Source organism: Amycolatopsis sp. NPDC051106 (genome assembly GCF_040682775.1).
GTDB lineage: Bacteria > Actinomycetota > Actinomycetes > Mycobacteriales > Pseudonocardiaceae > Amycolatopsis.
In genome coordinates, this window is the sequence record NZ_JBFBBQ010000146.1 from 1 (window position 1) to 14,191 (window position 14,191).

Genomic DNA, 14,191 nt, shown 5'->3' on the forward strand with positions numbered 1-14,191 from the left:
ACCCCCCCGCTCCCCCCTCTCTCCCCCCCCCCCCCACCCCGCGGGCGGCGCGCCCCCCCCCCCCCCCCCCCCGCGGCGGGACCGGCACCGCCCGGTTCGTGCTCAAGAAGATCCTCGAAGCGGTCATCAGCATCGTGCTGGTGGTCGTCCTGTTCTTCTTCCTCTTCCGCATGCTGCCCGGCGACCCGGTCGCCGCCATGACCCGCGACCGCGCCACCAGCCCCCAGCAGATCGCCGAGCTGCGCGCGCAGATGGGCGTCGACAAGCCCGTCTTCGTCCAGTTCGGCCAGTACTTCTGGGACCTGCTGCACGGCGACCTCGGCGAGTCCCGGCTGCTCAACAACGGCCGCCCGGTCGCCGACATGATCGGCGAACGGCTCTGGCCGACCATCCTGCTCGTCGGCAGCGCCACCGTCCTGGCCGTGCTCATCGGCCTGTGGCTGGGCATCCGCGCCGCGTGGCGCCGCGACAGCTTCTTCGACCGCGCCCAGACCGGGATCGCGCTGACCCTCTGGTCGGTCCCGCAGTTCTGGCTCGGCCTGATGCTGCTGGTGGTCACCAACGGCCTGTTCCCCAGCCGGGGCATGCACTCCCCGGACGCCGCGCCCGACGTCCTCTCCCAGACCCTCGACGTCCTGCACCACCTGGTGCTGCCGTGCGTGACGCTGCTGGCGGTGTTCTACGCCCAGTACATGCTGATCATGCGGTCGTCGCTGCTGGGCGAGATGAACGCCGACTACCTCACCACCGCCCGCGCCAAGGGCCTGCGCGACGACCTCGTCCGCAAGCGCCACGCCGTCCCCAACGCCCTGCTGCCGACCACCACGCTGGTGTTCATGCAGTTCGGCCAGGTCGTCGCCGGCGCGGTCACCGTCGAGGCCGTGTTCAGCTGGCCCGGGCTCGGCCAGCTGACCTACGACGCCCTGCACGGCCCCGACCTCCCGGTGCTGCAAGGCGTGTTCACCGTCCTGGCGAGCGCGGTGGTGCTGATGAACCTGTTCGCGGAGCTGCTCTACCGCGTGCTCGACCCGAGGGTGCGTACCTCATGACCACCGCTGAGACACCACGGCAGATCGCCTGGGCCCGCCGGCGCGCGTCGATCACCCGGACCTGGCGCGAGTTCGCCGGGCAACGGGCCGCGCTCGTCGGGCTGATCCTGCTCGCCGCCACCGTCGTCGTCGCGCTGCTGCTGCCGCTGATCAGCGACGAGAGCGGCCTCGACGTCACCAAGGCGACCGGCGAGCCGCTTTCCCCGCCCACCGGCGAGTTCTGGCTCGGCACCGACAACTTCGGCCGGTCCGTGCTGCTGATGACCGTCTGGGGCAGCCGGATCTCCCTGCTCGTCGGGTTCTCCGCCGCGCTGCTGTCGGTCATCATCGGCACGCTCATCGGCATCGCCGCCGCCCACTTCGGCGGCTGGGTGTCGGCCACGCTGCTGCGGTTCACCGACTTCTTCCTGGTCCTGCCGTCGCTGATCCTCGCGATCGCCCTGTCGGCGGTGCTGCCCAAGGGCGTCGGCACGATCATCGTCGCCATCGGCCTCACCGCCTGGCCCAGCACCGCGCGGCTCGTCCGCGCGCAGACCCTGACCATCGAAAGCCGCCCCTACATCGAGCGGTCCCACGCCCTCGGCGGCGGCCACCTGCACGTCATCGGCAAGCACGTCCTGCCCGGCGTCATGCCGCTCGTGCTGGCCAACACCACCCTCGTGGTCGGCAACTCCGTCATCGCCGACGCGACCCTGTCGTTCCTCGGCGTCGGCGACCCCAACTCCGTCACCTGGGGCCTGGTGCTGGAGAGCGCGCTCAACAACGGCGCCATCAGCCGCGGCGCGTGGTGGAACGTGCTCCCGCCGGGCATCGCGATCGTGCTCGTCGTCCTCTTCTTCACCCTGGTCGGCCGGGGCCTGGAGACCGTGCTCAACCCGAGGTTGAAGAAGTGACCACCCCGCTGCTGCAGCTCAAGGACCTGACCGTCACCTACGTGGTCGGCGAGCAGGACGTCCCCGCCGTGCGCGGGGTCGGCCTCACCCTCGACCCCGGCGGCACCCTCGGTGTCGCGGGGGAGTCCGGATCGGGCAAGTCCACCGTCGCGATGAGCGTCCTGCGCCTGCTGCCCCGCACGGCGAAGATCACCGGCGAGATCCTCCTCGACGGCGAAGACGTCACCGCCATGAACTGGGGCCGCCTGCGCGCGGTCCGCTGGGCCGAGGCGTCGGTGGTGTTCCAGGGCGCCATGCACGCCCTCAACCCGGTCCGCAAGATCGGCGACCAGATCGCCGAGCCGCTGCGGCTGCACCCACCCGAGGGCGGCAAGGCCCTCACCGACGCCCAGGTCGACGCCCGCGTCGCCGAACTGCTCACCCAGGTCGACCTGCCCCCGGGCCGCGCCGGCGCCTACCCCCACGAGCTCTCGGGCGGGCAGAAGCAGCGCGTCATGATCGCCATGGCGCTGGCCTGCTCACCCCGGCTGATCATCGCCGACGAGCCCACCACCGCCCTCGACGTCATCGTCCAGGCCCAGGTCCTCGACCTGCTCTCGCGGCTCGTGGCCGAACAGGACATCGGCCTGATCATGATCAGCCACGACCTGTCCGTGCTGGCGGCCACCTGCCGGCGCATCGCCGTGATGTACGACGGGCAGATCGTCGAAGAGGGCCCCAGCGCGGAGGTGATGGGCTCGCCGAAGCACGAGCACACCCGGGCGCTCGCGGCGGCGTTCCCGACGGTCGGCGACCCGGTGTCGCGCTTCGCGCCGGCCACCAGCACCCCGCTGCCGCCCGAACCCGAGGGCCGCGTCCCGGGCGGCGAGCCGCTGCTGGCCGCGGAGAACCTGCGCGTGTCCTTCCGCGACCGCACCGGCAAGCGGATCGACGCCGTCGCCGGGGTCGACCTCGCGATCGCCCGCGACGAGATCGTCGCCCTGGTCGGCCAGTCCGGCTCCGGCAAGACCACGCTCGCCCGGACGCTGCTCGGCCTGCAGAAAGCCGACTCCGGCGTGGTCCGCTTCGCCGGGAAGCCGGTCCCGTCCGGCGGCGCCGGGCTGAAGGCCTACCGCCGGCAGGTCCAGCTCGTGCTGCAGGACCCGACCAGCGCGCTGAACCCCGCCCACACGGTTTACGAGGCCGTCGCCGAGGGCCCGCGCATCCACAGGCTGGCCGACGAGCGCACGGTCGTCCACCGGGCCCTGGAGGCCGCGGAGCTGCGGCCCGCCGGGAAGTACGCCGACCGGCTCCCGCACCAGCTCTCCGGCGGCCAGCGCCAGCGCGTCGTCATCGCCGGGGCGCTCGCGCTCGATCCGTCGGTGGTGGTGGCCGACGAACCGGTCGCGTCGCTCGACGCGTCCGTCCGCGGCGAGATCCTCGGGCTGCTGCTGAGGCTGCGGCGCGAGCTCGGCCTCGCCGCCCTGGTGATCACCCACGATCTGGGGCTGGCGTGGAACATCGCCGACCGCGTCGCCGTGATGTACCGCGGCGAGCTCGTCGAAACCGGGACGGTGGAACAGGTCCTGCTCGACCCGCGGCACGACTACACGAAGTCCCTGCTGGCCGCGCTGCCCGGCGGCACGGCCCAGCGCCGCACCGTCGGCACCTGAGCCCGCGGGGACACCCGAAACCCGACACTGCAGGAACGCCGCTCGAGCGCGGTGTGTAACCTCCGAACGGAAATGGCGACCACCACCGACCCCGCGCAGACGCCCTCGACCACGCTGGCCGAGCGGCTTCTCACGCCTTCGCGATTCCCGTACCGCACGATCGCGATGGGCACGGTCGGGAGCACCCTGCTCATGATCGCCGCCTTCGGCGCCGGCGGCATCCTGATCAAGGACCCCGTGCTCGGCCACGGCCCGCTCTCGTGGATCCGCTACGGCCACGGGCGCATGCTCGCCAACGCCGTCCTCTACACCGGCTTCGGCCTCGTCGTGTGGGCCTGGGTCCGGCTCGGCCGCTACGTGCTGCTCGGCCGCGTCGGCAGCCGGCCCGTCCTCATCGCCGCTGGCTGCTGGATGGCGCCGCTGCTCATCTCGCCGCCGCTGTTCACCCGCGACGTCTTCTCCTACCTCGGCCAGGGCGCCCAGCTGCTCTACGGGCTCGACCCGTACGCCAACGGCCCCGCCGAGCTCGACGTGCTGCCGAACGTCGTGCAGAACGTCCACCCGCTCTGGCAGACGACCCCCGCGCCGTACGGGCCGCTGTTCCTGCTGATCTCCAAGGGCGTCGTCTCGGTCAGCGGCGACAACATGATCCTCGGCGTGATCCTCATGCGCCTGGTCCTGCTGGTCGGCCTGGTCGGCACGCTGTGGGCGCTGCCGCGGCTGGTCAAGCACCTCGGCGGCAAGCTCCCGGTCGCGCTGTGGCTCGCGGTCGCCAGCCCGATGATGGTCATCCACCTCTTCGGCGGCCCGCACAACGACCTGATGATGCTCGCGTTCCTCACCATCGGCGTCCTGGCCGCCCTGGAACGCAAGCACGTCGTCGCGGTCGTCCTGGTCACGATCGGCATGCTGATCAAGCCCACGGCCGCGATCGCGCTGCCGTTCCTCGTCTGGATGTGGGCCAACCACCTCGAAGGCGAGTCGAAGGTCCGCAACTTCCTGCGCGCCGGCGCCGCCTCGGTGGGGCTGTTCCTGCCGGTGTTCGTCGCCGGCACCTGGATCTCGCTCGGCTCGCTCAACCTCGGCTGGTGGTCCGGCCTCAAGGCCCCGCAGCTCATCGCGAACTGGCTGAACATCCCCACGGGGATCGGCGAGGTGTTCTACAACCTCGTCCACATCGTCGTGGACGTCCAGGTGTCGCCGTTCGTCACGGTCGCCCGCGCGGCCGGCATGCTCGTGCTGATCGCCTTCGGCGCCCGCCAGTGGTGGCTCGGCCGTGGCGGCGGCACGGAAGCGGTCTACCGGGCCGGGATCTCGCTGCTCGCGGTGGCGATCCTCATGCCGCCGACCCTGCCGTGGTACCTGACCTGGGGTTTCGTGCTCCTGTCGGCGTTCAAGTGGCAGCCGCGTCACCTCGCGCTGGTCGTCGCGGTGTCGGTGTTCGTGACGCTGGTCTACTACCCGACGGGCGAGCAGGCGCTGTACGACTGGTGGTTCATCGCCCTGGTCGTGGTGGCGAGCCTGTACTCGGCGGCTTCCCTGCTGCGCCCGGACCCCCTGGGCCTGATCGACGCGTGGCGCCGCCCGGAGAAGTTCCTCCGCGACTAGCCGGTCCAGCCACGCCAGGTGTGGACCTCCGTCGCCACCACCGCGTGCTCCGGTGGCCGCTCCCGGTACTGCTCGTACTTCGCCACCAGCCACGAGATCGGCTCCGCGCGCTCGGCGTCCGGCAGTATTCGCGCGGAGCCGTCCGCGCGGGCCCACCACAACTCCGACCAGTCCTCGTCGTAGCCGTCGGCCAGGAAGCACACCGCCGGGTTCTCCGCGATGTTGCGCAGCCGCCGCAGCGACGTCGTCGACTTCGGCTTGTGGTCCACCGCGAACACCACCGTGCCGCCGCGGACCGCGAACGTCACCGGCACCAGGTGCGGCACCCCGGACGCCGACACCGTCGCCAGCCGCGCGACCCGCGCCGCCGCGAACCGTTCCCGCGCCTCTTCCGGCGTCACGACAGCGCGGGGGACTCGAACGTCAGCGTCCCCAGGTCCGCGTCCAGCGCCACCGGCACCCCCAGCGGCAACGTCGGCGACGACGCCACGTGCCCGAACCCGAACCCCTCGACCATCGGCACCCCCAGCGGACCCAGCCGCTCCACCATCAGCGCCCGCACGTCCGCCGGGTCGCCGCACGCCGCCCACGACCCCAGGACGATCCCGCGGACCCCGGCGAACCAGCCACTGCGCAGCAACTGCGTCAGCATCCGGTCCAACCGGTACACGCTCTCCGTGACGTCCTCCAGCAGCACCACCGCGTCCCGCGCCGAACCCTGCTCCGGCGTCCCGAGCCCCGCCGCCAGCAGCGACAGGTTCCCGCCGGTCAACGTCCCCGACGCCCGGCCCGGCACCAGCGCAGAACCGCCGCGCACCACCAGGTTGCGCTCCGGTTCGAACAACGCCTGCCGCAGGTGCTCCACCGCGAAGTCGTCGAACAGCACGCTCGCCGGCATCGGCGAGAACAAACTGGACAGTCCCAAGTGGACGTTCACCGCCCGGTGCAGCGCGGTGACGTCCGAAGACCCGGCCAGGACCTTCGGACCCGCTTCGCGCAACGCCGCCCAGTCCACCAGGTCCAGCATCCGCTGCACCCCGTAGCCGCCCCGCGCCGCCAGCACGCACCGCACGCCCGGATCCAGCCACGCCTCGGTGAACTCCGCCGCCCGCGCGGCGTCCGGACCGGACAGATAGGGCGGCGACCCCGGCTCGGCCGTCACGCACGGCCCGACGCGCACTTCGACCCCCCAGCCGCGCAGCACCGGCAACGCCTTCTCCAGCAGGTCCGCCGGCACCGGGCCGGCCGGCGCGACGACCGCCAGGGTGTCGCCGGCCCGCAGTCGTGGCGGCCTCATCGCGCCAGCTCCAGCCGCGCCACGCCCGGCGTCTCGAACCCGAGCACCTGGCCGTAGAACGACAGCTCCGCCTCCAAGGCCGCGATGATCGTCGCGGCCTGCCGGAACCCGTGCTGCTCCCCGGGGAACCGCTGGTAGGCGTACGGGATGCCGCGCCCGGCCAGCCCGGCCACGAACCGGTCCGCCTGCTCCGGCGGGCAGATCCGGTCCTCCAGGCCCTGCTGGAACAGCACCGGCCCGGCCAGCGACGCCGAGTTCGCCAGCGGCGACCGCTCGACGTAGCGCTGCCTCGCCGACGGCAGCGGCCCGACCAGCCCGTCGAGGTACCGCGACTCGAAGTCGTGCGTGTCGCCCCCGGCGCCGGTCCACCCGGCCAGGTCCAGCACCGGGTACATCACCGTGCCCGCCCGGTACGTCTTCGTCGTGGTCAGCGACGCCGCCGCGGTGAACCCGCCCGCGCTGCCGCCGCGGACCGCCAGCCGGTTACCGTCGGCCAGCCCGGCCGCCACCAGCGCCTCGGCCACCGCGACGCAGTCGGCGACGTCCACCACGCCCCACTGCTCCCGGAGCCGTTCCCGGTAGGCCCGCCCGAACCCGGTGGACCCGCCGTAGTTCACCGCCGCCACCGCGATGCCCCGGCTGGTGAAGTACGCCAGCTCCAGATCCAGCACCGGCAGGTGCTGCCCGGTCGGCCCGCCGTGGACGTGCACCAGCAGCGGCGGCAGCTCACGTTCAGGCGCCGCGAAGTCCGGGTTCACCGGCCGGTACAGCACCACCGGCACGGTCTCGCCCTCGGCCGTCGTGAACACCCGCTCCTCCGGCACCGGCAGGAACGCCGCCGGCAGCTCCGGCTGGGGCGTCAGATCGGTCACCCCGCCCTCGAGGGAGACGTGTACAACGGCTGCCTCGCGGACCGGGCCGCCCGCGACCCCGGCGATCCCACCGCGGTGCACGCCGAACCCGGTCGACGACCACGCCGTCAGCTCCCCGGCCACCGGGGTCACCGAGCCGTCCGCCTCGTCCAGCACGGCCAGCCGCCCCGACGCCAGCACCGCGTGCCGCCCGCCGCCGAGCGGGGCGAACCACCGCGAGCCCGCCTTCCACAACGGCCCGCCCAGCTCCCGCTCGACCGGCGCGAGGTTCGCCGTCGTCCCGTCGAGCCCGATCCGGTGCAGGTTCCACCAGCCGTCCGGGTCGAGCAGCGCCAGCAGCGTCGCCGGCGTCTCCCACTCGACCTGGCACACCGAGACGTCCGCGCCGCCGGCCAGCACGCGGTGCGGCCCGAAGGACCCGTCCCCGTCGACGGGAGCCACGCACAGCTCGGTCCCGTCCCACGGCATCGCCGGGTGGTCCCAGCCGAACCACGCGGCGTGCCGCCCGTCCGGCGACAGCTTCGGCACGGTCAGGAAGTGGTGACTGGCGGCGAGCACCCGCTCCGAGCCGCCGTCGAGGGCGATCGCCACGAGCTCCCGCTCGATGTCGGCCGGCCGGGGTCCCGTGCTGCGTTCGCGCACCGCGAACACCTCACCGGGCCGCCCGGCCCGCAGGTCGCCATAGCGGACGCCTTGGGGCTCCGCGGGGCAAGGTGTCAGCGGCACCACACCGGTTTCGCTCACCGCGTAAACCCGCTGATCCGCCCAGTGCGTGAACACCACCACACCGTCGACGACGGCCCACGGCCGCCCGCCGTACTCGTGCAGCCGGTTGCGGACGTTCCACGGCGCCGGCAGCACGTCCTCCGTGCCCCCCGGCACCGCCCGGACCAGGGCGACCCGGCCCTGCTCACCGGGCCGCGCCTCGGCCCACCACACCTCGTCCCCGACGACGTCGAGCCACTGCGGGCCGCCACCGGCGGCGGCCACCTCGGCGGCGGTGATGGGCGAGGACCAGGTTCCGTACGGGGAGATCCGAGACACCCCCAGAGGCTAGCGGCCCGCGAAGGTGGGGCGGCGGATGCCGATCATGCGCCGGTGGCCTAGGGTCGACACTGCTATGTCTCGCGTAATCCACGTCTTCCGCCAGCCGGATCGGTTCGTCACCGGCACCGTCGGCGAGCCCGGCGATCGCACGTTCTACCTCCAGGCCTCCGAGGACGTGCGCACCATCAGCGTCGCCATCGAGAAGCAGCAGGTCGTCGTCCTCGCGGAACGCCTCGGCTCCCTGCTCGAGGAAGTCGCCAGCCGCTTCGGTGCCGACGTCCCCGACGACGTCCCCGACGACCAGCTCGACGTCGACCCCCTCACCGTGCCGGTCGAGGAGGAGTTCCGCGTCGGCACCATGGGCCTCGGCTGGGACGCCGACAGCAGCGCCGTCGTCATCGAGCTGCTCGCCATCACCGAGGGCGAGGTCGACGAGACGGTCGTGCTCGACGACACCGAGGAGGGCCCGGACGCCGTCCGCGTCTTCCTCACCCCGGCCGCCGCCCGCGCCTTCGCCGAGCGAGCCGACCGCGTCGTCAACGCCGGCCGCAAGCCGTGCCCGCTGTGCGGGGAGCCGCTCGACCCGACCGGGCACATCTGCCCGCGGCAGAACGGCTACCGGCGCGAAACCGACGCGGACGAAGACTGACCATGGCCGACACGCCGGCGGAACAGCCGGACCCGGCCGACCCGGCGTCGCGCGAACTCGTCACCCACGGCCGCATCGACGTCGAAGGACGGCTCGTCGACGCCTCCAACGTCACGCTCTTCTGCGCCATCGAGCTCGACGGCGTCACCGGCAGGGTTGTCTACAAGCCGGTGTCGGGGGAGCGGCCGCTGTGGGACTTCCCCGACGGCACCCTCGCCGGACGTGAGGTCGCCACGGCGATCATCAGCGAAGCCGCCGGGATCGGCGCGATCCCGCCGACCGTCCTGCGCGACGGCCCGTTCGGCCCCGGCATGGTCCAGCTGTGGATCGAGACCACCGAGGACGACCTCGTCGAGGTCCGCGCCCCCGACGACCTCCCCGACGACTGGCGCGTCGTGCTCCACGCCCACGACCGGCTCGGCGAGCCCGCGGTGCTGGCCCACGCCGACCACCCCGGGCTGCGCGACCTCGCCGTGCTCGACATCGTCGTCAACAACACCGACCGCAAGGGCGGGCACCTGCTGCCCGGCCTCGACGGCCGCGTCTACGGCGTCGACCACGGCATCTGCCTGCACACCGACCCCAAGCTGCGGACGGTCCTCTGGGGCTGGATCGGCGAGCCGGTGCCGCCGGACACCGTCGAGAAACTGCGCAAGCTGCGCTCGGAGATCGACGGCAGCCTCGGCCAGACCCTCGCCGAGCACATCACCAAGTTCGAGATCCGCGCCCTGGCCGAACGCACCGACCTGCTGCTGGCCGAAGGCATCTTCCCCGAGCCCGGCGACGACTGGCGCGCCATCCCGTGGCCGCTTTTCTGATGGACACTGTTCTGATCGACAACGCCGCCCGCGCGCGGCTCGTCGACCGCTTCGGCGCGGAGCTGGCCGAGCCCTGGTGCGACGCTCTCCCGGAGCTGGTCGCCCGGCTGACCACGCGGTGGCGCCTCGAAGTCCGCGAGGCCCGGCCGGGCAACACCGGCCGCACCCTGCTGTGCACCGGCCCCCGCGGCGACCTGCGGGTCCTCAAGCTGACCCCGGACCCCGAAGTGGCCCGGCTCGAGGTCACCGGGCTGCGCGCCTGGGCCGGCTGCTCCCGCGTCGTCCAGGTGCTCGACGCCGACCTCGACGCCAACGCGATCCTCCTGGAAGGGCTCGTCCCCGGCACCCAGCTGGACGGCGACGTCCCATGGGCCGAGCTCGGCGAAATGCTCGACCAGCTGCACTCCGTCGAACCGATTGGTGAGTTCCGGCGGCTGGCCGAGGGCATCGAGTTCATCTTCACCCTCTCCGAACGCCGCCGCCGTGAATCCCCGGCCGCCGTGCACCTGAGCGCCGAAGTCCTGGAGAAGGGCCGCGAGCGCGCGCTCGCCCTCGCCACCAGCGGGCCGGTCACGCTGATCCACGGCGACCTCCACCCCGCGAACGTCCTCGACGCCGGACCGGGCCGCGGCGCCGTCGCCATCGACCCGCGCCCCGGCCTCGGCGACCCGTCGCTCGACGCCATCGACTGGATGTTCGTCCCCGTGGCGAAGGGCGGCACGATCGACGACGGCCTCGCTGCGCTGGCCCCGCACGTGGCGGACTTCGACGCCGAGCGCGTCCGCGCCTGGTGCGTCGCGATGGCCCCGCTGGTCGCCCTCTCGCCGTTGCGCCGCGGAGAGCGGTCGCCGTTCACCGACGCCGTCCTGGAGTTGGCGCGCTGACCGGCGTGGCATGACCCGTCCGGGCGCCGCGGACCACTAGCGTGCCGGGTCGTGCGCTCCCATTCCTATGACGACGTGCTCGCCGGCCCGCGCCGCAAGAAGGTGCCGGAGGTCCCCGCCGAACCCGGCCTCGTGGTCGAAGACCCGGCCAGCGGCTTCTGCGGCGCCGTGATCAAGATTGAGTACGGCAACGTCGTGCTCGAGGACGGCAAGGGCCGCCACCGCGTGTTCCCGCTCGCCCCCGCCGGGTTCCTGCTGGAGGGCAAGCCGGTCACGCTGGTGCCGGTCAAGACGGTGAAAGCGCCGGTCAAGCAGGTTTCGGCGTCCGGGTCGGTGAAGGTGCAGGGCCTGCAGGCCCGCGTCGCCCGCGACTCGCGCATCTGGGTCGAGGGCAAGCACGACGCCGAGCTCGTCGAACGCGTCTGGGGCCACGACCTGCGCGTCGAAGGCGTCGTCGTGGAGCCCCTCGATGGTGTCGACGTCCTTTCCGACCGGATCGCCGAGTTCGGCACCGGACCCGGTCGCCGGCTCGGTGTGCTCGTCGACCACCTCGTGCCCGGCAGCAAGGAGTCCCGGCTCGTCGAGGCCGTCCACGACGAGAACGTGCTGGTCACCGGCCACCCCTACATCGACGTCTGGGAGGCCGTGCGGCCCGAGGCGGTCGGGATCAGGGCGTGGCCGAAGATCCCGCGCGGCACCGAGTGGAAGCAGGGGATCTGCGACGCGCTCGGCTGGGGGCAACCTTTCGAAGGCTGGCAACGTGTGCTGAGCGGGGTGAGCAGTTTCCGCGACCTCGAGACCCCGCTCATCGGGGCCGTGGAACGGCTCATCGACTTCGTCACCGAGCCGGCTGAAGAGGGCTGAATGTCCGAATTGTCCAAGGTCACGCAAAGGTCACGTCCCTTCACTGTCCCGGTGCGAACCGGCGCGATCTGAGAGCATGAAGCCATGGCATGGGCAGTGGTCTGGTTGATCGTCGGCATCGCCCTGATGATCGCGGAAGTCCTCTCCGGCGACTTCGTGCTGATCATGCTGGGCGTCGGCGCGCTGTTCGGCGCCGGAGCCGACGTGCTCACCGGGAACATCTTCATCGACGTCGCCGTGTTCGCCGTCGCCTCGGTCGGGATGCTCGTACTGGTCCGGCCCGCGCTGAAGCGACGCTTCCTCGCCGGCACCGGCCACCGCACCGGCATCGAAGCCCTCATCGGCGCCCGCGCCGTCGTCGTGTCCACAGTGGACTACGAGGCCGGGCAGGTGAAGCTGGCCGGCGACGTCTGGTCCGCGCGCAGCCTCTCCGAGCACCACGAACCGATCAAGCCCGGCACCTCCGTCACGGTCGTCGAGATCTCGGGCGCCACCGCCGTCGTGTCGGCCGAACCGTGAGCCTGGGACTCGTCGTGGTTCCCGAAGGCCGGGCCGCGGTGATCGAACGCGGCGGGCGGTTCCGCGCCGTGCTCGGCCCCGGCCGGCACTTCGTGGTGCCGTTCGCCGACACCGTCCGGGCGCGCGTCGACCTCGGTGAGCAGATCCTGTCCGCGCCGCCCCGGGCCGTCGAGGCCGGCGACGGACGGGAAGTCCACATCGGATTCGAAGTCATTTTCGCCGTCACCGACCCGCGGCTCGCGACCTACGAAATCTGCAACCCGGCGCTCGCGATCGAACAGCTGACCACCACGGCGCTGCGGCAGGAAGCGAGCCTGACCACGGCCGAGCGCGCCGTCACCGCACCGGAGGACCTGCACCGTACAGTGTGGACGGTCCTGCACGACACCACGGGCCGCTGGGGCATCACCGCGAAGGAGCTGACGCTCGCGGTGCACCCGCCCGAGGCGCCCGGACCACCGTCAACCGCGCAAGAATGGTACTAGGTAAGGGGAAGATCTCTTGACCTCCACAGTAGCGATCGTCGTGGTCGTCTTACTGGCTCTCTTCGTGATCATCACGGTAGCCAAGGCGATCATGGTCGTACCGCAGGCGCAGTCGGCGGTGATCGAACGGCTGGGCCGGTTCCGCACGGTGGCGTCGCCGGGCCTGACCTTCCTGGTGCCGTTCCTGGACAAGGTGCGCGCCCGGATCGACCTGCGCGAGCAGGTCGTCTCGTTCCCGCCGCAGCCGGTCATCACCGAGGACAACCTGACGGTGTCGATCGACACCGTCGTGTACTTCCAGGTCACCGACTCGCGCGCCGCGGTCTACGAGATCTCGAACTACATCGTCGGTGTCGAGCAGCTGACCACGACCACGCTGCGCAACGTGGTCGGTGGCATGAGCCTCGAGCAGACGCTGACCTCGCGCGACTCGATCAACACGCAGCTGCGCGGCGTGCTCGACGAGGCGACCGGCCGCTGGGGCATCCGCGTCGGCCGCGTCGAGCTCAAGGCGATCGACCCGCCGCCCTCCATCCAGGACTCGATGGAGAAGCAGATGCGCGCCGACCGTGAGAAGCGCGCCATGATCCTCACCGCGGAAGGTCAGCGGGAGTCCGCGATCAAGACCGCGGAAGGCCAGAAGCAGAGCCAGATCCTCTCCGCCGAAGGTGCCCGCCAGGCCACCATCCTCGCGGCCGAGGCCGAGCGGCAGTCCCGCATCCTGCGGGCCCAGGGTGAGCGCGCCGCGCGGTACCTGCAGGCGCAGGGTCAGGCGAAGGCGATCGAGAAGGTGTTCGCCGCGATCAAGGCCGGCCGCCCGACGCCGGAGGTGCTGGCCTACCAGTACCTGCAGACGCTGCCGCAGATGGCGCAGGGCGACGCGAACAAGGTCTGGATGATCCCGAGCGACTACGGCAAGGCCCTCGAAGGCTTCGCCCGCGCCCTCGGTGCCCCCGGCGACGACGGCGTGTTCCGCTACGAGCCGCCGAAGGAGGACGACGTCCCGGACAAGCCCGAGCTCGAGGACGAAGAGGTCGCCAGCTGGTTCGAGACGAAGAGCGACCCGAAGGTCGCCGAGGCCGTGGCGGCCGCGGAAGCCGTGGCGCGCCAGGAGGTCCCGGCGCTGGGCACCCCGTCGGCGCCGCCCGCGCGGCCGGCGATCCCGCGTCCGGTCCAGCAGCAGCAGGTGCAGCAGCCCGAGCCGGAGCCGGCCGACGAGGAGCGGGGCACCGAGGTCACGGCCGCGCCCCAGCAGCCGCCGACGCCGCAGAGCGGCCAGCCGCTCCCGCAGCCGCAGTCCCCGGCCGGCCCGCCCCAGGGCGCCGGGTACCAGGGCCAGCCGCCGCCGCAGTCCCCGCCGCCGGGCCAGTACGGCGGCCCGCAGAACCCGGGCAGCGGACCGTTCCCGCAGCAGCCCCCGTTCGGCGGACCCCAGGGCCCGCGCCGCTGACACACGCATCTCGCGCATCCCGTTGTCGTAGAACAGCGTCGGCGCGACGTGGATCTGCATGTCCGGCGCCGGAAGCCCGCCGGTGGTCGGGAAGAACGCGCCCG

General features: G+C 72.4%; 14 protein-coding genes and 1 pseudogene. 11 read left to right on the forward strand and 4 right to left on the reverse strand.

Annotated features, from left to right (window positions below):
• Positions 1–98 precede the first annotated feature (98 nt).
• The 4 genes from AB0M83_RS46385 (at position 99) to mptB (ending at position 5,202) form a co-directional block, all read left to right on the forward strand.
• Positions 99–1,049: an ABC transporter permease gene (locus AB0M83_RS46385; protein WP_364528467.1), complete on the forward strand. Its 951-nt coding sequence runs from the start codon at positions 99–101 to the stop codon at positions 1,047–1,049.
• Positions 1,046–1,942: an ABC transporter permease gene (locus tag AB0M83_RS46390; RefSeq protein ID WP_364528470.1), complete on the forward strand. Its 897-nt coding sequence runs from the start codon at positions 1,046–1,048 to the stop codon at positions 1,940–1,942. The genes AB0M83_RS46385 and AB0M83_RS46390 overlap by 4 nt, the downstream gene beginning before the upstream one ends.
• On the forward strand, positions 1,939–3,594 hold the full coding sequence (locus AB0M83_RS46395; protein WP_364528473.1) for an ABC transporter ATP-binding protein: 1,656 nt from the start codon (positions 1,939–1,941) through the stop codon (positions 3,592–3,594). Before AB0M83_RS46390 ends, AB0M83_RS46395 begins: the two co-directional genes overlap by 4 nt.
• 72 nt (positions 3,595–3,666) lie before the next feature.
• Positions 3,667–5,202 carry a polyprenol phosphomannose-dependent alpha 1,6 mannosyltransferase MptB gene (gene mptB / locus AB0M83_RS46400; protein ID WP_364528476.1) on the forward strand — a complete coding sequence of 512 codons (1,536 nt, stop codon included), beginning with the start codon at positions 3,667–3,669 and terminating at the stop codon, positions 5,200–5,202.
• On the opposite strand, the gene AB0M83_RS46405 is transcribed toward mptB, so the two are convergent.
• The 3 genes from AB0M83_RS46405 to AB0M83_RS46415 are packed head-to-tail and all read right to left on the reverse strand — an operon-like array spanning position 5,199 to position 8,415.
• Entirely contained in the window at positions 5,199–5,603 is a 405-nt protein-coding gene (locus AB0M83_RS46405; protein WP_364528479.1) for a TIGR03668 family PPOX class F420-dependent oxidoreductase, read from the reverse strand. The two genes, mptB and AB0M83_RS46405, sit on opposite strands and share 4 nt — an antisense overlap.
• Entirely contained in the window at positions 5,600–6,499 is a 900-nt protein-coding gene (locus AB0M83_RS46410) for an LD-carboxypeptidase (protein ID WP_364528482.1), read from the reverse strand. Before AB0M83_RS46410 ends, AB0M83_RS46405 begins: the two co-directional genes overlap by 4 nt.
• Positions 6,496–8,415 (reverse strand): prolyl oligopeptidase family serine peptidase, encoded by a 1,920-nt coding sequence (locus AB0M83_RS46415; protein ID WP_364528485.1) that lies wholly within the window; start codon positions 8,413–8,415, stop codon positions 6,496–6,498. The genes AB0M83_RS46410 and AB0M83_RS46415 overlap by 4 nt, the downstream gene beginning before the upstream one ends.
• Before the next feature lie 76 nt (positions 8,416–8,491).
• On the opposite strand from AB0M83_RS46415, the gene AB0M83_RS46420 reads away from it, so the two are divergent.
• From AB0M83_RS46420 to AB0M83_RS46450, 7 genes are all read left to right on the forward strand, one after another.
• Entirely contained in the window at positions 8,492–9,067 is a 576-nt protein-coding gene (locus AB0M83_RS46420) for a DUF3090 domain-containing protein (protein ID WP_364528488.1), read from the forward strand.
• 2 nt (positions 9,068–9,069) lie between these two features.
• Entirely contained in the window at positions 9,070–9,885 is an 816-nt protein-coding gene (locus AB0M83_RS46425) for an SCO1664 family protein (RefSeq protein ID WP_364528491.1), read from the forward strand.
• Positions 9,885–10,769, forward strand: a complete 885-nt coding sequence (locus AB0M83_RS46430) for an aminoglycoside phosphotransferase family protein (protein WP_364528494.1) — start codon at positions 9,885–9,887, stop codon at positions 10,767–10,769. Before AB0M83_RS46425 ends, AB0M83_RS46430 begins: the two co-directional genes overlap by 1 nt.
• Positions 10,770–10,820: 51 nt before the next feature.
• Positions 10,821–11,633 (forward strand): DUF3097 domain-containing protein, encoded by an 813-nt coding sequence (locus tag AB0M83_RS46435; RefSeq protein ID WP_364528497.1) that lies wholly within the window; start codon positions 10,821–10,823, stop codon positions 11,631–11,633.
• An 84-nt stretch (positions 11,634–11,717) separates the two neighbouring features.
• Positions 11,718–12,152 (forward strand): NfeD family protein, encoded by a 435-nt coding sequence (locus AB0M83_RS46440; RefSeq protein WP_364528500.1) that lies wholly within the window; start codon positions 11,718–11,720, stop codon positions 12,150–12,152.
• Positions 12,149–12,637, forward strand: coding sequence for an SPFH domain-containing protein (locus AB0M83_RS46445; RefSeq protein WP_364528503.1), 489 nt, complete (start codon positions 12,149–12,151; stop codon positions 12,635–12,637). The genes AB0M83_RS46440 and AB0M83_RS46445 overlap by 4 nt, the downstream gene beginning before the upstream one ends.
• Before the next feature lie 91 nt (positions 12,638–12,728).
• Positions 12,729–14,087: an SPFH domain-containing protein gene (locus AB0M83_RS46450; protein WP_364528506.1), complete on the forward strand. Its 1,359-nt coding sequence runs from the start codon at positions 12,729–12,731 to the stop codon at positions 14,085–14,087.
• Here AB0M83_RS46450 and AB0M83_RS46455 read toward each other — a convergent pair.
• A pseudogene (locus AB0M83_RS46455) lies at positions 14,031–14,191 on the reverse strand (choline dehydrogenase); the annotation flags it as partial. The gene AB0M83_RS46450 and the pseudogene AB0M83_RS46455 sit on opposite strands and share 57 nt — an antisense overlap.

Excerpts from the sequence above, each read along its gene's own strand:
- AB0M83_RS46390 (WP_364528470.1), top strand. The coding sequence starts at position 1,046 with ATGACCACCGCTGAGACACCACGGCAGATCGCCTGGGCCCGCCGGCGC.
- AB0M83_RS46410 (WP_364528482.1), bottom strand. The coding sequence starts at position 6,499 with ATGAGGCCGCCACGACTGCGGGCCGGCGACACCCTGGCGGTCGTCGCG.
- AB0M83_RS46420 (WP_364528488.1), top strand. The coding sequence starts at position 8,492 with ATGTCTCGCGTAATCCACGTCTTCCGCCAGCCGGATCGGTTCGTCACC.
- AB0M83_RS46430 (WP_364528494.1), top strand. The coding sequence starts at position 9,885 with ATGGACACTGTTCTGATCGACAACGCCGCCCGCGCGCGGCTCGTCGAC.
- AB0M83_RS46450 (WP_364528506.1), top strand. The coding sequence starts at position 12,729 with ATGGTCGTACCGCAGGCGCAGTCGGCGGTGATCGAACGGCTGGGCCGG.
- mptB (WP_364528476.1), top strand. The coding sequence starts at position 3,667 with ATGGCGACCACCACCGACCCCGCGCAGACGCCCTCGACCACGCTGGCC.
- AB0M83_RS46440 (WP_364528500.1), top strand. The coding sequence starts at position 11,718 with ATGGCATGGGCAGTGGTCTGGTTGATCGTCGGCATCGCCCTGATGATC.
- AB0M83_RS46425 (WP_364528491.1), top strand. The coding sequence starts at position 9,070 with ATGGCCGACACGCCGGCGGAACAGCCGGACCCGGCCGACCCGGCGTCG.